We start from the raw sequence: 17590 nt of genomic DNA on the forward strand, positions 1-17590 counted from the left end.
CGCGCTACCCCGCGATCCGGACGGTCGTCGTGGCGCCCCAGATCGCCATGCCGAGCAGCAGGTCGGTCACGTTGATCACGACGATGCTGGTGCGCACCGCGCGGCCCACCGCGACGCCGACCCCGGCCGGTCCGCCGCTCGCGTGGTAGCCGTAGTAGCAGTGGATCAGCATCACCAGCACCGCGAAGATGATCACCTTGCCGAACGACCACAGGATGTCGTTCGGCGGCAGGAACAGATGGAAGTAGTGGTCGTAGGTGCCCGTCGACTGCCCGTAGAACATCGTCACGATCAGCCGGGTCGCGCCGTAGGAGGCGAGCAGGCCGACGATGTACAGCGGGACGACCGCGATCATCCCGGCCAGCATCCGGGTGGTGACGAGGAACGGCATCGACGGAACCGCCATGACCTCCAGCGCGTCGATCTCGTCGGAGATCCGCATCGCGCCGAGCTGGGCGGTGAAGCCGCAGCCGACCGTGGCCGACAGGGCCAGCGCCGACACCAGCGGCGCGATCTCGCGCGTGTTGAAGTAGGAGGCGACGAACCCGGTGAACGCGGCGGTGCCGATCTGGTTCAGCGAGTTGTAGCCCTGGAGGCCGACCTGGCTGCCGGTGAAGAACGTCATGAAGCCGACGATCACCACGGAGCCGCCGATCACCGCGAGGCCGCCGGTGCCGAGGCTCACCTCGGCGAGCAGGCGCAGCACCTCCGTGCGGTACCGGCGCAGGACGCGGAACGTCCACGCGAACGCCCGCGCGTAGAACGAGAGCTGGTGGCCGAAGTCGTCCAGTCGTTCCAGGGGTGCGTTCACCACCCGGGTGACGGCCTTGCCCGTCTTGCTCGGGGCCGCCATCTACATACCCTTCGACGGGACGAACTGGAAGTACAGGGTGGAGATCAGGAAGTTCTCCAGGAAGAGCAGCATGAAGGTGATGACGACGGTCTGGTTGACCGCGTCCCCCACGCCCTTCGGGCCGCCCTTGGCGTTCAGGCCCTTGTAGGCCGCGACCAGGCCGGCGGTGATGCCGAACACGAACGCCTTGAACTCGGCCTGGAGCAGGTCGGGCAGCTGGGCGATCGCGTTGAACGAGGCCAGGTAGGCGCCGGGGGTGCCGTCCTGGAGCATGACGTTGAAGAAGTAGCCGCCGACGAGGCCGACCACCGAGACCAGCCCGTTGAGGAACAGCGCGACGAACGCGCAGGCGAGCATCCGCGGCACCACCAGGCGGTGCAGCGGGTTGATGCCCAGCACCTCCATGGCGTCGATCTCCTCGCGGATCTTGCGGGAGCCGATGTCGGCGCACATCGCCGAGCCCGCGGCGCCCGCGACCAGCAGCGAGGTGACCAGCGGGCTCGCCTCGCGGACGATCGCGACCACCGCGGTCGCGCCGGTGTAGGACTGCGCGCCGAGCTGCCGGATGAGCCCGCCGACCTGCAACGACAGGACGCCGCCGAACGGGATGGCGACCAGCATCGTGGGCACGACGGTGACGCTGACGATGAACCAGGCCTGCTGGATGAACTCGCGCCACTGGAACGGCCACTGGAACATCGCCCGGCCCGTGTCGAGGCACAGGGCGAAGAACCGTCCCGGTTCCTTGACGGCGACGTTCACCGCGCCATCACCGATCTTGCGGAACGTGGCGGAAGAGCCGCCGCCCTTCCTGCCCCCTCGCTGGTCCGCGCCGATACCAGGAGTGGACATCAGTACCCTGCACCCGCCCCGTGCTGGCCGGGCGGCGGGCTCGGGTAGCGGCCGCCGGGAGCGCCCGGCGGCGGTCCGCCGGGAACGTGGTCGGCGCCCGCGGGCGCCATCGACGCCACGTACCGCGGCCACTCCTCCACCCAGTTGCGGCCCAGGTCGTCGATGAACGAGCCGGGCGGCGGGGTGACGCCGTGCGCGGCGCACCAGGCGCCGGGCGCGTGCTGGGCCGGGCGGACGCGGCCGTCGCTCGCCATGAGCTGCGGCGGGATCGGCGGCAGCTTGCCGGGGTCGTGGCCCATCTTGGCCTCGGCCTCCAGCTCGGAGACGTCCTTCTCCTCCGACATGCCGATCGGCCCGACCTTGCGGGCGTTGAGGAACTGCCGGACGACCGGCTCCTCGCTCGACAGCAGCATCTCGCGCGGCCCGAACATGACGAGCTCGCGGCGGAACAGCAGGCCGATGTTGTCCGGAACGGTCCGGGCGGTGTTGATGTCGTGGGTGACGATCAGGAACGTCGCGTTGATCTGCGCGTTCAGGTCGACGATCAGCTGGTTCAGGTAGGCGGTGCGGACCGGGTCGAGGCCGGAGTCCGGCTCGTCCACCAGGAGGATCTCGGGGTCGAGGACGAGCGCGCGGGCGAGCCCGGCGCGCTTCTTCATGCCGCCGGAGATCTCGCCGGGCAGCTTGCCCTCGGCGCCGAGGAGACCGACCATGTCCATCTTTTCCAGGACGATCCGCTTGACCTCGGACTCGGACTTCTTGGTGTGCTCGCGCAGCGGGAAGGCGATGTTGTCGAACAGGTTCATCGACCCGAACAGGGCGCCGTCCTGGAAGAGCACGCCGAAGAGCTTGCGGGTGTCGTAGAGCTGGGACTCGGGCAGGTACGGAAGGTCCCGGTCGCCGACCCAGATGTGGCCGCGGTCGGGCTTGAGCAGGCCGACCAGCGACTTCAGGAACACCGACTTGCCGGTGCCGGAGGGGCCCAGGAGAACGGAGATCTCTCCCGCGGGCAGCGTCAGCGACACGTCCTGCCAGATGGTCTGACGGCCGAAGGACTTCGTCAGTCCCTCGACTCTGATCTCGACGCCCACTCGTCACCTTTCGTCCAGGCCGGGGTAATCCCGAACGTCCGTCACACCATGTGACCGACCCGTTGCTACCGCTCGGTAGCAGTGACGGGTGCCACTACCGTAGCGGCCCACCGTCCAAATGGAAGAGGTTCAGTCCCAGATCAGCGGCTAAATGCGACGTCGTAAGACAATCGTTACTTACGGCGCCTCTGAGGCTAGTGGTCCGGGAACCAGCGCCTCAAGCGGGGGGACGGGCGAACCGCCGGAGCGGCGACCGGGGACGGGCGGCCTGGTGTGACCACAGCGTCACGACGGGACGCTACGCCGCGCGCCGAGCGCCGCACAACCCGTTCCGGCGCACGCTTTTTCCCGAACCTTTGTCACTCCCGCACAGGGAAGACGCCCTTTGGGCGGCCCCGGGCACTCATTCGGCGACAACCGGTGACGGTGCGTTGACCAGGCATGACGCAAGGAGGCGGCCACCCCACCACGGTGGGATGACCGCCTCCTGGAGAGCGACGGGACGCGGAGCGCGCCCCGGAAGCCCGGAGCCGTCCTTACTTGACGGTGACCGACGCGCCGGCCTTCTCCAGAGCCTCCTTGGCCTTGTCGGCCGTCTCCTTGTTGACCTTCTCCAGCAGCGGCTTCGGCGCGCTGTCGACCAGGTCCTTGGCCTCCTTGAGGCCGAGGCTCGTCAGGGAGCGGACCTCCTTGATGACCTGGATCTTCTTGTCGCCGGCGCCTTCGAGGATGACGTCGAACTCGTCCTGCACGGCGGCCTCGTCGCCACCGCCGGCGCCGCCCGCCGCGGGGGCGGCGGCAACGGCCGCGACCGGGGCGGCGGCCTTGACGTCGAAGACCTCCTCGAACTGCTTCACGAACTCGGACAGCTCAAGGAGGGTCATCTCCTTGAAGGCGTCGAGCAGGTCGTCGGTGCTGAGCTTCGCCATGATGCTTCCTCCGCTATGGCTTGTATGTGGGTGGTGGGGAACCGCGGGTGCCTACTCGGCGGGAGCCTCGGCGGGCTCGCCGGCCTCGCCGCCCTCGCCCTCGCGCTTGACGCGCAGGGCCTCGGCGAGCTGGGCCGCCTGGGTCGGCAGCGCGACGAACAGGGCGGCGGCGTTGGCCATCGAACCCTTCATCGCACCGGCCAGCTTCGCGAGGAGGACCTCGCGCGACTCGAGGTCCGCGAGCTTGCCGATCTCGGACGCGTCCATCGACTTGCCGTCGATGAAGCCGCCCTTGATGACCAGCAGCGGGTTGGCCCTGGAGAAGTCGCGCAGACCCTTCGCGGCCTCGACCACGTCGCCCTTCACGAAGGCGATGGCCGAGGGCCCTTCGAGCAGCTCGGAGAACTGCTCGTCGACACCGGCCTCGCCGGCGGCGCGCTTGGTCAGCGTGTTCTTCACCACGGCGAACCTGGCGTTCTCGCCGAGGTTGGTGCGCAGCTCCTTGAGCTGCGCCACCGTGAGCCCGCGGTACTCGGTCAGCACGGCGCCGGTGGAGCTCTCGAACTCGCTCTTGAGCTCGGCGATCGCCGCGGCCTTCTCGGCCTTAGCCATGGGGCCTCCTTCCGATACCTGGGTGGTTGCGACCTTCGCCCGTCCCGGAGGACGGGGTCCGATCCACCAAAAAACGCCCCGGCGCAGGCGCACGGGGCGTAGGCAGGGCACGGAGGCCATGCGGAAGCTCTCGTCTCACCTACGCAGGCCGCCCGACGAATCGGGTCCTTCGGTCATCTCGGCTGAGATGACGACCGGCGGTCTTCGGCAGACAACAGGGTACGTGCTCGCCGTCCGACTTTCCAAATCGCCGGAGGCGGCCGGGGAGCCGGAGCGGCCAGGGAGCCGCGCCGGCGTGCGGCGCGGCCCTCCCGGAACGCGGACCGGTCAGGTCCCGGCGGTCGGCAGGCCGCCGCCCATGTTCTTCAGCAGGGCGCCGAAGTCGGTGACCTGGTCGGCCGGCGGCGCCGTGACCTGCACCGGCTTCCCGAAGTCCCGGTAGTTCATGGTCATGGTCGTCGCACCCTCGGCGGTCTGCCCCGTCTTCATGACCACCTTGCGGGGCAGCTGCTGGCCGTCCACCCACAGGTCGAAGGCCATCGAGTCGATCCCGCTCTGGCCCAGGCTCTTGCGGTACAGCTCCTGCCGGTCCGCCGGCAGCTTGGCGATGGCGTCCTCCGGCCGGAAGGTGCCGGTGTAGTGCGTGGTCTCCACGCCGTTCACCGTCTCCTTGCCGACCTCGCGGGCGTCCTTGGACGCCGTCAGCATCCTCGTGTTCTGCACCGGGTCCAGCTGCCGCGACTGCTGGAGCAGCTGGTCGATGTTCAGGCCGGACTTCCGCCCCAGCTCGTCCAGCGAGATCTTCATCCACGGCTTGGCCGAGGCACCGCCGCCGAGCTGGGACAGCATCGGCATCTTCATGTACATCGTGCGCCCGACGAGCACCTGCTCCATGCCACCCGTCGACTTGCCCGCGACCGTCATGTTGTCGAACTTCATGCGGTAGGCCAGGTCGGGCTTGGTGCGGTACTGCATGCTGCCGGTCATCGTGACGTCGCCGTCCGACGCCCCGGTGCTCCGCATCGACAGGTCGGCCTGGAACGAGTCGGTGCTGCCGGTCTTCTCGGCCGTCTTGCCCAGCACCTGCGCCGCGGTGAGCCGGACGTTCGCGCCGGCCTCGTTCACCTTGTCCCCGGCGTCTCCGAGACAGCCGGTGAGGGAGAGGGCGAGGCCGGTGGCCAGCGCCGTGCCCGCGGCGAAACGACGAATCATTGGGGGGAGTCTCCTTCGTCTGGTCTGAGTGCCCGAGCGCTCCGGCCGGACGTTCAGTGTGACGCGAGGAAGACTACCGGGGTTCCGTTTGTCCCGAGGTGCCGGTTATGAGATGGGACAAGTGGGACGTCTGGGACGCGCCCGGGAGGGCGTGTCCCAGGGCGTGCCCTAGGGGGGCTCTAGTTGCCACCTCCGAGGATCGAGCCCAGCGAGAGCTCGCCCACCTGGTCCGACGGCGGCGGGTTCACGCTGAACGACTTGCCGTAGTCGCTGTAGAGGACGGTGACCGAGCCGCTCTCGCCCTGCGAGCCCGTCGCCGTGGAGGTGAGCTTGCGCGGGAGGTTCTGGCCGTCCGTCCACACGTTGAAGTTGATCTTGGCGTTCTTGTCGTCCTTGTCCAGCCACGTGGACACCTTGTCGCGCGCCTGCGCGTCCAGGCGGTTCAGCGCGTCCTGGACGGTCACCGTGCCGGTGTAGTGCGTGGTCTTCACGCCGTCGACCGTCTCGGTGCCGACGCGGCGGGCGTCCTTGGAGCCGGTGAACATCTTCGTCTGCTCGGCCGGGTCGACCTTCTGGATCTGGTTGACGAGGTCCTGCACGTCGAGACCGGTCCGCTGCGCCACCTGGTTCGCGTCGATCTTCAGCCACTGCTTGCCGCCGCTGACGAACCGGGCGAGCTGCGGCACCTTCGCGTACAGGACGTCGTCGGTGAAGATCGCCTGCCCCTTGACGCCCGCGAGCGACCGCCCGCCCTGGCTGACCTCGTCGATCCGGGCGCTGAACTTCACCGCCGGCCGCAGCCGGAACTGCCCGGTCGCGTGGACTTTGCCGCCGTCGCTCCCCGTGCCCGTCACGGTGAGGTCGGCCTTGAAGGTGTCGGACTCCCCGGTCTTCTGGGACGACTTCAGCAGCGCCTCGTTGGCGCTGAGCTTCATGTTCTCGGTGCCGTTGCCCGACCCGTCACCGTTGCACCCGGACAGGAGGAGCGCGGCGCCGACGGCGGTGCCGCCGGCCGCCACTGCGAGTCGTCGGTTCATGGGGGTTGAGCCTCCTTTGTCGCCCTGCTGGTGTTCCCAGTCTCTCCAGGCGCCAACGGCACGGCATCCCCCGGTGGTACGAATGGGGCCTCCGGCGGTACGACCTCCGGCGTACCCTCCCGGGACACGAAGGTCAGCCGTACGAGAGGTCAGCCGTACGAGCTGAAGGTCATCGAGCCGGTGAGGTTCGTGCCCGGTACGGCGGCGTTCAGGCCCACCCAGGACGGCCGCCCGCTCTTGGCGTCGGCCCAGAGGTCGAGGCCCACCGCGGTGCTGTCGGGCAGCACCGCGCGGGCCCGGGACGCCACGTCCTTCGGGAGCAGCGTGTACACGGCGCCGAGGACGGCCTGCGCCAGGTAGTGGCTGGAACCGGACGCGTTCGGCCCGGTCGCCGTCACCCCCGGCACGGAGCGGATCACGTACGTGAGCTGCCGCGGGTCCGACCCGTTGCGCAGCGTCGCGAGCTGCTTCGAGGTCAGCTTCGACTTCGTCCACTTTTCGCCGTCGTAGCCCGACAGCGTGCTCCCGCTCACGACCACCTTCTGGGTGACCTTGGTGAGCACGCCGTCCTTCATGATCTGCCGGTGCCCGACGGCGCTCATCGCGAACGTCGGCCACGTCCGGAACGTCGCGGTCTCCGTCAGCCACTGGTAGTTGCGCGAGCCGCCCGAGAGCTTCACGTCCGTCACGCGGGTGAACGAGCGCAGCGCCGGCCCGGGAACCGGCTTCCTGGACGCGCCGCCGGACCGGTTCCCGGCGCCGTTCCCCGAGCCCGCCCCGGGCTGGGCGGAGCCTGACGTCTTCGGCGCCGCCGAGTCGGCCGCGTCGCCCTGGCCCACCGGGTCCTGCCGGACCATGGCCGCCGAGGGCTCCAGCGCCCCGTCGCCCTTCGGCGAGCTGTGGCCGATCTTGACGCCCATCACGATCGCCGTGGGCACGACGGCCACGGCCACGACGGAGGAGATCGCGATGATTCGGTCAGTTCGACGCTTCACGGAGAGAATTCAACACCAGATTCCTCACCGGTAACAAAGCGATCAGGCAAGGATCTGTCCGGATCCGGACGCCGATTCGTGTATCCGCGCGTCGAACGGGCGCAAAAGATGACAGGGCGTCCCCCTACGGGAACGCCCTGTCGTCTCTGCCCTGCTCGTCCGGAGCTGTCCGACCGCGGCGGCCGGACGGGAACCGGATCAGGCCTCGTCGAGCTCCGCGGTCAGGTTGCGGACCGCGTTCGGGTCCACCGGGATGCTCGGGCCCATCGACGTGGTCAGCGAGGCCTTCTTGACGTACCGGCCCTTCGCCGCCGACGGCTTGAGCCGCTGGATCTCCTCGACGGCCGCGGCGTAGTTCTCCACGAGCTGGCGCTCGTCGAAGGACGCCTTGCCGATGATGAAGTGGAGGTTCGCGTGCCGGTCCACCCGGAACTCGATCTTGCCGCCCTTGATGTCGGCCACGGCCTTCGCCACGTCCATGGTGACCGTGCCGGTCTTCGGGTTCGGCATGAGGCCGCGCGGGCCGAGCACCCGGCCGAGCCGGCCGACCTTGCCCATCTGGTCCGGCGTCGCCACGACCGCGTCGAAGTCCAGGAAGCCGCCCTGGATCCGCTCGATCATGTCGTCGGAGCCGACCAGGTCGGCGCCGGCCTCGCGGGCCTCCTCCGCCTTCGCGCCGCCGGCGAAGACCAGCACGCGGGCGGTCTTGCCGGTGCCGTGCGGCAGGTTGACGGTGCCGCGCACCATCTGGTCCGCCTTGCGGGGGTCGACGCCGAGCCGGAGCGCGACCTCGACGGTCGCGTCGAACTTGGTGACGGTGGTGTCCTTGGCCAGCTTCACGGCCTCGACCGGGCTGTACAGCCGCTCGCGGTCGATCTTCTCGGCCGCGGCGCGGTAGCCCTTGCTGCGCTTCATGTCGGTTCCTCCAACGGAACGTGTGGTACGGGCCGCGCAGGCCCTTCCACGGGTGGGGACTACTTGACCTCGATGCCCATGGAGCGGGCGGTGCCGGCGACGATCTTCTCGGCGGCGTCGAGGTCCTTGGCGTTCAGGTCGGGCATCTTGGTCGTGGCGATCTCGCGGATCTGGTCGCGGCTGACCGAGCCGACCTTGGTCTTGTGCGGCTCGCCGCTGCCCTTCTCGATGCCCGCGGCCTTCAGGATGAGCTGCGCGGCCGGCGGGGTCTTGGTGACGAAGGTGAACGACCGGTCCTCGTAGATGGTGATCTCTACGGGGATGACGTTGCCGCGCTGGGACTCCGTGGCAGCGTTGTACTGCTTGCAGAAGTCCATGATGTTGACGCCGTGCGGGCCGAGCGCGGTGCCGACGGGCGGCGCCGGGGTGGCCTGGCCGGCCTGGAGCTGCACCTTGACGAGCGCGGCGATCTTCTTCTTCGGAGGCATGGCGCCTTCCTCTCGTTCCTGTTTCGTGTCGATCCCGACTCCCGCACGGGCGGGCAACACCGTCGGCCGGAACGTAAGCCGGGGTGTTGGGATCCTCAGAGAACCGCACGGATGCGGAAGATCAGGAGCCGGGCGCAGCGCGCCCGGGCAGCGGCCGCCCCCGCCGGAACGGGAGGCGACCCGACCAGGGTACCCGCTAAATCTTGGAGACCTGGTTGAAGGACAGCTCGACCGGCGTCTCCCGGCCGAAGATCGAGACGAGCACCTTGAGCTTCTGCTGCTCGGCGTTGATCTCGTTGACCGTGGCGGGCAGCGTCGCGAACGGGCCGTCCATGACGGTGACCGACTCGCCGACCTCGAAGTCGACGGTGTGCGCGACCTTGGCCTGCTCCTTGGCCTTGACCGCGCCCTCCTCGGGCTCGGGGGCCAGCAGGTTGGCGACCTCGTCCAGGCTCAGCGGGGACGGCTTGTTCAGCAGCCCGACGAACCCGGTCACGCCCGGCGTGTTGCGGACCGCGGCCCACGACTCGTCGGTCAGCTCCATGCGGACGAGGATGTAGCCCGGCAGGACCTTCTCGTTGACCTTCTGGCGCTTGCCGCCCTTGATCTCGGTCACCTCGTGCTGCGGGACCTCGATCTGGAAGATGTAGTCCTCCATGTTGAGGGTCTGCGTCCGGGTCTCGATGTTGGTCTTGACCCGGTTCTCGTAGCCCGCGTAGGAGTGCACGACGTACCAGTCGCCCGGCTGGAGCCGGAGCTGCATCTTGAACTCGGCGTACGGGTCGGCGGGGGGCCCGGCGGGCTCCTCCTCGTCCTCGTCGCCCGCGTCGGCGCCGGCGGCGTCGTCGCCCTCGACCGCCTCGGCGAGGTCGGCGGCGCCCTCGGCGGCGTCGGCGGGCGGCTCGTCCTCGCCTTCGAGCTTCGTGTCCGCGGGCTCGGCGTCGCCGGCGGCGACGGCGGCCTCGGCCGCCTCGTCGACGGGCTCGGCCGCCTGGTCGGCCGCAGCAGCCGCAGCGGACTGGGCCTCTTCGATGGCCTCGTCGTAGGGCTGTGAGGACTCGGACACGGTGACTCTTTCTCTCGTACGGTCTGCGGTGATGAACGTGCGCGGTGCTTGCGCTGTCTGCCTTGCGGTGCTGCTCCCGGGTGCCGGGCCCGCGGTGCGGCGGGGCCGCCCCGGTGGCCGGCGGCTCAGCCGAAGATCTCGTAGATGCCCTTCTGCAGGCCCCAGTCGAGACCGGACACGATCGCGACCATGACCAGCACGAACACGAGGGAGACCGTCGTGTACGTGATGAGCTCCCGGCGCGTGGGCCAGATGACCTTGCGCAGCTCGGCGATGACCTGGCGCACGAACAGGGCCGGGGTGGTCCGCTTGTGCGCGGCCTTCCCCTTGCCTTCGTCCTTGGCCGCGGCCTCGCCGCGCGTCTCAGTCGCCATTGCCGCCGTTCACCTCATAGGTCGTGTTCCAACCACCCAGTGGTTGTCGCGCGGAGCCCGTACCGCGGGGTGCCACGGCGGCCGCCGCGGCGCGGACGGCACGGGTGCGCGCACCGCACCTCGCAGGGCAGGAGGGACTCGAACCCCCAACCGCCGGTTTTGGAGACCGGAGCTCTACCAATTGAGCCACTGCCCTTCATCTCCGATGAAGGAGATACTGCATCTCCGGTGAAGGAGAAACACCCGGCCGCGAGGACCGGGATCGTGCGGACACCAGCTTACGGGCTCTTGGGAACGTCCTTGTGCGGACAGGCTCGTATACCGGTGACGCGTCACTTGGAGGGTGAGTCTACGTCTCCGAGGCCCCCGCGTCGAACCAGACCGCCGGAGATCCTCCCGGGACGGCGGCGGACGCCGCGCGACCGGCCCGGACATATGGCCCGGGTCACGGCCCGGCTTCTGTAACGATAGGGACATGAGCATCGACCGTCCTCGCATCTCCCAGCGCATCGCCGCGATCTCCGAGTCCGCCACGCTGGCCGTCGACGCCAAGGCCAAGGCGCTGAAGGCGGCGGGCCGCCCGGTCATCGGGTTCGGCGCGGGCGAGCCCGACTTCCCGACGCCCGAGTACATCGTGGAGGCCGCGGTCACCGCGTGCAGGGTGCCCCGGTTCCACAAGTACACGCCCGCCGGCGGGCTGCCCGAGCTGCGCGCCGCGATCGCGGAGAAGACCGAGCGCGACTCCGGCTACCGGGTCGAGGCGGCGCAGGTCCTCGTGACCAACGGCGGGAAGCAGGCGGTGTACGAGGCGTTCGCGGCGCTGCTCGACCCGGGCGACGAGGTGCTCGTGCCGGCTCCGTACTGGACGACCTACCCCGAGTCGATCAAGCTCGCGGGCGGCGTCCCGGTGGACGTGGTCGCCGACGAGACGACCGGCTACAAGGTGAGCGTCGAGCAGCTGGAGGCGGCCCGCACCGACCGGACGAAGGTGCTGCTGTTCGTCTCGCCGTCCAACCCGACGGGCGCGGTCTACAGCCGCGCCGAGATCGAGGAGATCGGCCGCTGGGCGGACGGGCACGGCCTGTGGGTGATCACGGACGAGATCTACGAGCACCTCGTGTACGGCGGCGCCGAGTTCCACTCGCTGCCCGTGCTGGTGCCCGAGCTCGCCGACCGCACGCTGGTGCTGAACGGCGTGGCGAAGACGTACGCGATGACGGGCTGGCGGGTGGGCTGGCTGATCGGCCCGGCGGACGTGGTGAAGGCCGCGGCGAACATGCAGTCCCACGCGACGTCCAACGTGGCGAACGTGTCGCAGGCCGCGGCGCTCGCCGCGGTGACCGGCGACCTGTCGGCGGTGGCGGAGATGCGCACGGCGTTCGACCGGCGCCGCCAGACGATGGTCCGGATGCTGAACGAGATCCCCGGGATCGTGTGCCCCGAGCCGGAGGGGGCGTTCTACGCCTACCCGTCGGTCAAGGCGCTGCTCGGGAAGGAGATCCGCGGCAAGCGCCCGCAGACGTCGGTGGAGCTGGCCTCGCTGATCCTGGAGGAGGCCGAGGTCGCGCTGGTCCCGGGCGAGGCGTTCGGTACGCCCGGCTACTTCCGCCTCTCGTACGCGCTCGGCGACGACGACCTGGTCGAGGGCGTGTCGCGGGTCGGCAAGCTGCTGGCCGAGGCGACCTGATCCAGGACGCCGTCACGACGAACAGACCGGCCCCGGGAACGTCGAGTTCCCGGGGCCGGTCTCGCTCGGACGAGCTACGGGTCCCGTCCGAGCGTCACTTCGGCGGGGCGTCGCGGGCGGCCCCTCCCCGCGCCCGGACGCCCCACCGGAGCGGGGCTCCTTGAGGTCAGGGGCGTACCCCCTCGGCGATGCGCAGGAGCTCGTTCCGCGCCGTGCCGCCGCCCGCCTTGACCACCACTCCGACGCCCGGACGGGCCAGCCAGGAGATCTGCCGGCCCGAATCGGGAGCGTCCGCGGTGAGCGCGGGCATCCCCCGGACGGACGCGTGACCGGGCACACCGCGCATGGGGGCGAGGTCCTCGGGGCCGAGCCCGCTATCCCGCACCACGGCGATCTCCACCCAGCCGGCGGAGCCGCGCCACGCGCAGGTCGTCGTCTTGCGTCCAGCCCCGTCCGCGACCGCGCAGGGCGCCGTCGCGGTGAGGCCCCGCGGGAGATAGGACACCCAGCCGGGCAGCGCCGGGACGCCGCCGGGCGCACCGGGCCGCGCCGTGTGCCCTCCGGTCCCGCCGGACGGGCGGGCGTCCGGCGGCTTCGGCGAGGTGCCCGTCCCGGGGCGTCCCGATGGAGACGGGGACGTGGGGACGCCCCGGGCGGGCGGCCGTTCCGGCTGCCGGAGCACCGAGGCGCGGTCCGGCGGTGCGGCCGTCCCGGGTGCTCCGGCAGGTGTGGCCCGGAACGACTGATAGGTGGGCACCAGGGCGATCGCGGCGACGGCCGCCGCTGCCGCGCCGACGGTGACGCGGATCCGCGCCGCGCGCCGCCGGTGGCGGCGCTTCACGTCGGCGGCGAGCGAGTCCGGCGCGGTCGCCTCGGCCACCCGCTCGGCCATGGCCTTCCGCAGTTCACTCTCCAGATCCATCGCTCAGCTCCCCAGTGGCGCCAGGTTCTCGTCGAGGCGTTCCCGGAGCCTGGCGAGCCCCCGGGATGCCTGGCTCTTGACCGTCCCGACCGAGCAGCCGAGGACCTTCGCCGTCTCCGCCTCCGACAGGTCCTCCCAGAAGCGCAGGACGAGCACCGCGCGCTGCCGCGGCCCCAGCCTGCGGAGCTCGTCCATGAGCGTCCCCCGCAGCTCCACGGCGTGGTTCGCCGAGACGGCGGGCGTCTCGGGCAGCCACGCCATCTGGATCTCCCGCAGCACGTTCCACCGCCGGGACCGGCTGATGACGAGGTTGACGAGGATCCGCCGGACGTACGGCTCCGGATCGACGTCGGCGTCCAGCCTGCCCCAGTGCCGGTACGCCTTCTCCAGCGCGGTCTGGAGCATGTCCTCGGCGTCCTGGCGGGCGCCGCACAGCAGCGACGCGGTGCGCAGGAGGGCGTCGCCGCGCGCCGTCACGAACTCGACGAACGACCGGTCGTCCCGGCGCTGCCTCGACTTCGTCCCGGCCCGGGAGCCGTCGGCCGGCGCCTGCGTCGGCTCGGTCCCGGCGCGGGTGTGCTCGCCGGGCGGCTCGCACTCCTGGCCGTGCCCGGACGAGCGAGGCACCGCTTCGCGATGGTCCGGGGAGGCCCGCCTCCGGCTTCGCCTCCCCGGTCGGTCACTCGCTCGCGAGATGGCTGGGGTCACTGTGGGAGTCCTAGGCGCGGTTGAGCGCGGCCGTCACGTCCCGGAGGCCGTTGCCCGCCAGGACGGGACTGCCGTTCACGAACAGCCAGTACCCGTCCGGGCCGAGCGCGAGGACGCCGTTGCCGCCGGGGGCCTGCCAGGCCACCGATCCGGCCACGGTGATCGCAGTGCCGCCCTCGGGCAGGCCCAGCACCCGCCGGAGCTGCTCCTGGGTCATGTGGGCGGGGACCTTCAGCCGTTCCACCGTGAGCCACTGGCCGGCCTTGCCCGTCCACTTCTGGGTGACGGCGCAGACGTGCTGCTTCTCCAGCGCCTTCGAGCCCTTGGTGACCGAAACGTAGCGCAGGCCCTTCGTCAGCATCACGGTCTTCTCGACCGGACCGCCGATCTTCACCGCGGCCGTGAGCTTGGAGCAGTCGAGCGCGGGGAGGGCGGGCAGGGCGGGCTTGGCCGGGACGCTCACGGACGGCGCGGTCGAAGGCGTGCCCTTGGGGAGCTTCACCTTGGCGTCCGGCAGGCAGGTCGGCAGCGTGGACGGCGTCCCGGGCTTCGCGGGCTTCGCGGGCGCGGCGGCCCCGGGCACGTTCGCCTTCGGCTGCTTGACGTCCGCCGGCATCTTGTCCGTGGGGAGCTTCGCCTCGGGAAGCTTCGCCTCGGGGAGCTTCGTGCCCGCGGGCAGCTCGGTCTTGGGCAGCTTCGCCCCGGGCAGCGCGGCCTCGGGCGCCTTCGCGCCGGTGGGCTTCACCTTGGGCAGCTTGGCCCCGGGCTTGGCGGCGGGAAGGCAGGTCGGAGCGGTGCTCGGCGCCGCGTCCTTGAGCTGGCGGACGGCCGTCGCCGCGGAGTCGTGCGACTGGAGGCCCGCCTCCTGCTGCGACCCGGTCATCGCCCACGTCGCGCCGCCGCCCACCGCGACGGCACCGACGGCGGACGCCGCGATCAGGGCGGCCTTCAGCGTGATCATCCTGTTCTCCTTCTGCCCGGCTGTCTCGTGCGCCCCTCATATACGCGCGGCCCCCGGAGGGGGTTGCACGCGGATTCCGGATTTTTTCGGGCATGGCCACGGCCGGCATGGCCGCCGCGTGTCATGGCAGGTAGCCCGGTCAGGTGATCCTGGTGGGGCGGGGGTTCGGGACGCGGCGTGATCCGGCAGCATTGGTCCATGGAGGCCCGTACCGTGTCAGCCCGCCCGGCCCAGGAACGTTCCGCGCCGGACCGCCAGGACGGCGCCCGCGTGGCGCCCGCACCCGCCCGTCCGGACGTGGCCCTGCTTCCCAAGGCGCACCTGCATCTGCACTTCACCGGCTCGATGCGGCATTCCACGCTCGTGGAACTCGCCGCCCAGCGCGGCGTGCACCTGCCGGACGCCCTCGTCGAGGACTGGCCGCCCCGGCTCCGCGCCACCGACGAGCGGGGCTGGTTCCGCTTCCAGCGGCTGTACGACATCGCGCGGTCCGTCCTCCAGACGCCGGACGACCTGCGGCGGCTGCTGCGGGAGACGGCCGAGGACGAGGCGGCGGAGGGGTCGGGCTGGCTGGAGATCCAGGTCGACCCGAGCGGGTACGCGGCGCGCTTCGGCGGCCTGACGCCGACCGTGGAGCTGGTGCTGGACGCGGCGCGCGAGGCGACGGAGGCGACCGGCGTCGGGATCGGCGTGGTGATCGCGGCGAACCGGACGCGGCACCCGCTCGACGCCAAGACGCTGGCGCGCGTGGCCGTCCGGTACGCCGACCGGGGCGTGGTCGGGTTCGGGCTGTCGAACGACGAGCGGCGCGGCCGGGCCTACGACTTCGAGGGCGCGTTCCGGATCGCCAAGCGCGGCGGGCTGCTGTCGGACCCGCACGGCGGGGAGCTGCTCGGCCCGGCGAGCGTCCGGGAGTGCCTGGAGACCCTGGCCGCCGACCGGATCGGCCACGGGGTCCGCGCGGTCGAGGACCCGCGGCTCCTCGACCGCATCGTCGAGCGCGGCGTGACGCTGGAGGTCTGCCCCGCGTCCAACGTCGGCCTGGGCGTGGCGCCGACCGCGGCGGACGTGCCCGTCCGCAGGCTGTACGAGGCGGGCGCGTCGATCGCGCTGGGCGCCGACGACCCGCTGCTGTTCGGGTCGCGGCTGGCGCGCCAGTACGAGCTGGCCCGCACCGAGCACGGGTTCACCGACGCCGAGCTGGCGGAGCTGGCGCGGCAGTCGATCCGCGCGTCGGCCGCGCCGGGCGACGTCCGGAACCGGCTGCTCGCGGGGGTGGACGCCTGGCTGTCCGGCGCGTCGTCCGAGGCCTGACGAGAGGCCTCTGAGGAAAGACGAACGGCCGCCGCCGCGTCCGGGGACACGGCGGCGGCCGGGGGCAAGGCGCTACGCGGGCTGCGCCTCCGGGTTCGCGACGCTCGGCGCGGCTCCGGCGCCCGACTCGGCGGCGGCGGGGGGCTGCGAGTGGGTCGGCAGGCGTCCGGGGATCAGCGCCGCCGCGACCGCTCCGGCGGCCACCACCGCCGCGCCGATCCAGACGGCGGGCAGCAGGCCGTCCACGAACGTCTGCGGGGACCCGAAGCCGCCCTGGCCGGAGAAGACCGCGCCGAGCACGGCGACCCCGAGGACGGTGCCGAGCTGGCGCACCGCGTTGCTGACGCCGGACGCGACGCCCGCGAGCTCGGGCGGCGCGAAGCCGAGGGCCGCGCGGGCGGCGGGCGGGAAGAACAGGCCCATCCCGACGCCGGCGAGGACGAACGCGGGCACCATGCTCCCGTACGACACGTCCGGCGCGAGGACGAGCGCGAGCCAGCCGAGCCCGGCCGCCTGGAACGCCAGCGCCACCGCGAGGACGGTGCGGACGCCGAGGCGCCCGATCAGCGGGGCGGTCAGCGGCGCGACGAGGATCGGCATCCCCGTCCAGGGCAGGGTCCGCACGCCCGCCTCCAGCGGCCCCATCTGCGACACCCCCTGGAGGAACTGCACGAGCAGGAACGTCGCGCCGAACATCCCGGACGCCATCGCGAGCGTGGCGACGTTGGTCAGCGCGAACCCGCGGTCGCGGAACAGCCGCATCGGCAGCATCGGCGCGCGGGCGCGCAGCTCGTAGCCGACGAAGGCGAGCACGAGGACGACACCGGCGACCAGGGAGCCGAGGACCTGCGCGCTGGTCCAGCCGTGCTCGTTCCCGCGCACCAGGCCGAGGACGATGCCGAGCAGTCCGCCGGTGACGAGCAGCGTCCCGGGCACGTCGAGGCGCTTGGCGGCGCCGCGGCTCTCGGTGAGGAAGCCGGGCGCGAGCGCGAGCAGCACGACGCCCACCGGGACGTTCACCCAGAAGATCCACTGCCAGGTCGCGTACTCGGTGACGGCGCCGCCGAGGACCGGGCCGAGCGCGACGCCGAGCCCGCTCATCGTGCTCCAGGCGGCGAGCGCGACCCCGCGCCGCGCCGGGGGCACGGCCGCGGCGAGCAGGGTGAGCGTGAGCGGCATGACCACGGCCCCGCCCGCGCCCTGCACGGCGCGGGCGGCGATGAGCGTCCCGATGTTCGGGGCGAGGGCGGCCGCGGCGGAGGCGGCGGTGAAGACGGCGAGCCCGCCGATGAACAGGCGGCGGCGCCCGTACCGGTCGGCGACGGCGGCGGCCGGCAGCAGCAGGACCGCGAACGTGAGCGTGTAGGCGTTGACCGTCCACTCCAGCCCTTCGAGGCCGGTGCCGAGGTCGGTGCGGATCGCGGGGAGGGCGTTGGTGACGATCAGGTTGTCGAGGGCGACCATGAACAGCGCGATGCCGGTGACGATGAAGGTCCGGACGGGATGCGGTGTCTTCATTAGTTATCCATCACTAACTTCAGTGGCCAAAAAAGAGAAGCGAGGCCGGGGGGACC

Annotated in this window: 18 protein-coding genes and 1 tRNA gene; 2 read left to right on the forward strand and 17 right to left on the reverse strand. The window is 71.4% G+C overall.

What is annotated here, in order from left to right; genetic code table 11:
- Positions 1-4 precede the first annotated feature (4 nt).
- From E1300_RS07240 to E1300_RS07300, 13 genes are all read right to left on the reverse strand, one after another.
- Positions 5-853: an MlaE family ABC transporter permease gene (locus E1300_RS07240; RefSeq protein ID WP_131756103.1), complete on the reverse strand. Its 849-nt coding sequence runs from the start codon at positions 851-853 to the stop codon at positions 5-7.
- Positions 854-1705 (reverse strand): MlaE family ABC transporter permease, encoded by an 852-nt coding sequence (locus E1300_RS07245; RefSeq protein ID WP_131756104.1) that lies wholly within the window; start codon positions 1703-1705, stop codon positions 854-856.
- A complete protein-coding gene (locus E1300_RS07250; RefSeq protein WP_242618994.1) occupies positions 1705-2796 on the reverse strand; it encodes an ABC transporter ATP-binding protein in 1092 nt (363 codons plus the stop codon). The genes E1300_RS07245 and E1300_RS07250 overlap by 1 nt, the downstream gene beginning before the upstream one ends.
- A gap of 536 nt (positions 2797-3332) precedes the next feature.
- On the reverse strand, positions 3333-3725 hold the full coding sequence (gene rplL, locus E1300_RS07255; protein WP_131756105.1) for a 50S ribosomal protein L7/L12: 393 nt from the start codon (positions 3723-3725) through the stop codon (positions 3333-3335).
- Between the two features lie 51 nt (positions 3726-3776).
- Positions 3777-4337: a 50S ribosomal protein L10 gene (gene rplJ / locus E1300_RS07260; protein WP_131756106.1), complete on the reverse strand. Its 561-nt coding sequence runs from the start codon at positions 4335-4337 to the stop codon at positions 3777-3779.
- A 327-nt stretch (positions 4338-4664) separates the two neighbouring features.
- Entirely contained in the window at positions 4665-5549 is an 885-nt protein-coding gene (locus E1300_RS07265) for an SCO4651 family lipoprotein (protein WP_131756107.1), read from the reverse strand.
- 179 nt (positions 5550-5728) lie between these two features.
- Complete coding sequence (locus E1300_RS07270) at positions 5729-6586, reverse strand: SCO4651 family lipoprotein (RefSeq protein ID WP_131756108.1); 858 nt, start codon at positions 6584-6586, stop codon at positions 5729-5731.
- A gap of 149 nt (positions 6587-6735) precedes the next feature.
- Positions 6736-7581: a hypothetical protein gene (locus E1300_RS07275; RefSeq protein WP_131756109.1), complete on the reverse strand. Its 846-nt coding sequence runs from the start codon at positions 7579-7581 to the stop codon at positions 6736-6738.
- 198 nt (positions 7582-7779) lie between these two features.
- Entirely contained in the window at positions 7780-8496 is a 717-nt protein-coding gene (gene rplA / locus E1300_RS07280; RefSeq protein ID WP_131756110.1) for a 50S ribosomal protein L1, read from the reverse strand.
- 59 nt (positions 8497-8555) lie between these two features.
- Positions 8556-8984: a 50S ribosomal protein L11 gene (gene rplK, locus E1300_RS07285; protein ID WP_131756111.1), complete on the reverse strand. Its 429-nt coding sequence runs from the start codon at positions 8982-8984 to the stop codon at positions 8556-8558.
- 196 nt (positions 8985-9180) lie between these two features.
- Positions 9181-10050, reverse strand: a complete 870-nt coding sequence (nusG, locus tag E1300_RS07290; protein WP_131756112.1) for a transcription termination/antitermination protein NusG — start codon at positions 10048-10050, stop codon at positions 9181-9183.
- 125 nt (positions 10051-10175) lie between these two features.
- A complete protein-coding gene (secE, locus tag E1300_RS07295) occupies positions 10176-10424 on the reverse strand; it encodes a preprotein translocase subunit SecE (RefSeq protein ID WP_131756113.1) in 249 nt (82 codons plus the stop codon).
- A 123-nt stretch (positions 10425-10547) separates the two neighbouring features.
- A tRNA-Trp gene (locus E1300_RS07300) sits at positions 10548-10620 on the reverse strand.
- A gap of 279 nt (positions 10621-10899) precedes the next feature.
- On the opposite strand from E1300_RS07300, the gene E1300_RS07305 reads away from it, so the two are divergent.
- The gene (locus tag E1300_RS07305; RefSeq protein ID WP_131756114.1) at positions 10900-12111 is read left to right on the forward strand and encodes a pyridoxal phosphate-dependent aminotransferase; all 1212 of its coding nucleotides are present in this window, start codon (positions 10900-10902) and stop codon (positions 12109-12111) included.
- 166 nt (positions 12112-12277) lie between these two features.
- Here E1300_RS07305 and E1300_RS07310 read toward each other — a convergent pair whose 3' ends face one another.
- The 3 genes from E1300_RS07310 to E1300_RS07320 all read right to left on the reverse strand — a co-directional run bounded on the left by E1300_RS07310 (position 12278) and on the right by E1300_RS07320 (position 14702).
- Positions 12278-13033: a hypothetical protein gene (locus tag E1300_RS07310; RefSeq protein WP_131756115.1), complete on the reverse strand. Its 756-nt coding sequence runs from the start codon at positions 13031-13033 to the stop codon at positions 12278-12280.
- A 3-nt stretch (positions 13034-13036) separates the two neighbouring features.
- Positions 13037-13660 carry a SigE family RNA polymerase sigma factor gene (locus E1300_RS07315; protein ID WP_131756116.1) on the reverse strand — a complete coding sequence of 208 codons (624 nt, stop codon included), beginning with the start codon at positions 13658-13660 and terminating at the stop codon, positions 13037-13039.
- A gap of 91 nt (positions 13661-13751) precedes the next feature.
- On the reverse strand, positions 13752-14702 hold the full coding sequence (locus E1300_RS07320) for a YML083C domain-containing protein (RefSeq protein WP_131756117.1): 951 nt from the start codon (positions 14700-14702) through the stop codon (positions 13752-13754).
- A 345-nt stretch (positions 14703-15047) separates the two neighbouring features.
- Between E1300_RS07320 and E1300_RS07325 the strand changes: the two genes are divergently transcribed.
- Complete coding sequence (locus E1300_RS07325; RefSeq protein ID WP_242619002.1) at positions 15048-16016, forward strand: adenosine deaminase; 969 nt, start codon at positions 15048-15050, stop codon at positions 16014-16016.
- A 72-nt stretch (positions 16017-16088) separates the two neighbouring features.
- On the opposite strand, the gene E1300_RS07330 is transcribed toward E1300_RS07325, so the two are convergent.
- A complete protein-coding gene (locus E1300_RS07330) occupies positions 16089-17534 on the reverse strand; it encodes an MFS transporter (protein ID WP_131756119.1) in 1446 nt (481 codons plus the stop codon).
- Positions 17535-17590: the final 56 nt, after the last annotated feature.

It is taken from the genome of Actinomadura fibrosa, assembly GCF_900659615.1.
Taxonomy (GTDB): domain Bacteria; phylum Actinomycetota; class Actinomycetes; order Streptosporangiales; family Streptosporangiaceae; genus Spirillospora; species Spirillospora fibrosa.

Bases quoted from the DNA above. Each gene is read 5' to 3' on its own strand.
- E1300_RS07240 (WP_131756103.1), bottom strand. From the start codon at position 853: ATGGCGGCCCCGAGCAAGACGGGCAAGGCCGTCACCCGGGTGGTGAAC.
- E1300_RS07245 (WP_131756104.1), bottom strand. From the start codon at position 1,705: ATGTCCACTCCTGGTATCGGCGCGGACCAGCGAGGGGGCAGGAAGGGC.
- rplL (WP_131756105.1), bottom strand. From the start codon at position 3,725: ATGGCGAAGCTCAGCACCGACGACCTGCTCGACGCCTTCAAGGAGATG.
- rplJ (WP_131756106.1), bottom strand. From the start codon at position 4,337: ATGGCTAAGGCCGAGAAGGCCGCGGCGATCGCCGAGCTCAAGAGCGAG.
- E1300_RS07265 (WP_131756107.1), bottom strand. From the start codon at position 5,549: ATGATTCGTCGTTTCGCCGCGGGCACGGCGCTGGCCACCGGCCTCGCC.
- E1300_RS07270 (WP_131756108.1), bottom strand. From the start codon at position 6,586: ATGAACCGACGACTCGCAGTGGCGGCCGGCGGCACCGCCGTCGGCGCC.
- rplA (WP_131756110.1), bottom strand. From the start codon at position 8,496: ATGAAGCGCAGCAAGGGCTACCGCGCCGCGGCCGAGAAGATCGACCGC.
- rplK (WP_131756111.1), bottom strand. From the start codon at position 8,984: ATGCCTCCGAAGAAGAAGATCGCCGCGCTCGTCAAGGTGCAGCTCCAG.
- secE (WP_131756113.1), bottom strand. From the start codon at position 10,424: ATGGCGACTGAGACGCGCGGCGAGGCCGCGGCCAAGGACGAAGGCAAG.
- E1300_RS07305 (WP_131756114.1), top strand. From the start codon at position 10,900: ATGAGCATCGACCGTCCTCGCATCTCCCAGCGCATCGCCGCGATCTCC.
- E1300_RS07310 (WP_131756115.1), bottom strand. From the start codon at position 13,033: ATGGATCTGGAGAGTGAACTGCGGAAGGCCATGGCCGAGCGGGTGGCC.
- E1300_RS07320 (WP_131756117.1), bottom strand. From the start codon at position 14,702: ATGATCACGCTGAAGGCCGCCCTGATCGCGGCGTCCGCCGTCGGTGCC.
- E1300_RS07325 (WP_242619002.1), top strand. From the start codon at position 15,048: ATGCGGCATTCCACGCTCGTGGAACTCGCCGCCCAGCGCGGCGTGCAC.
- E1300_RS07330 (WP_131756119.1), bottom strand. From the start codon at position 17,534: ATGAAGACACCGCATCCCGTCCGGACCTTCATCGTCACCGGCATCGCG.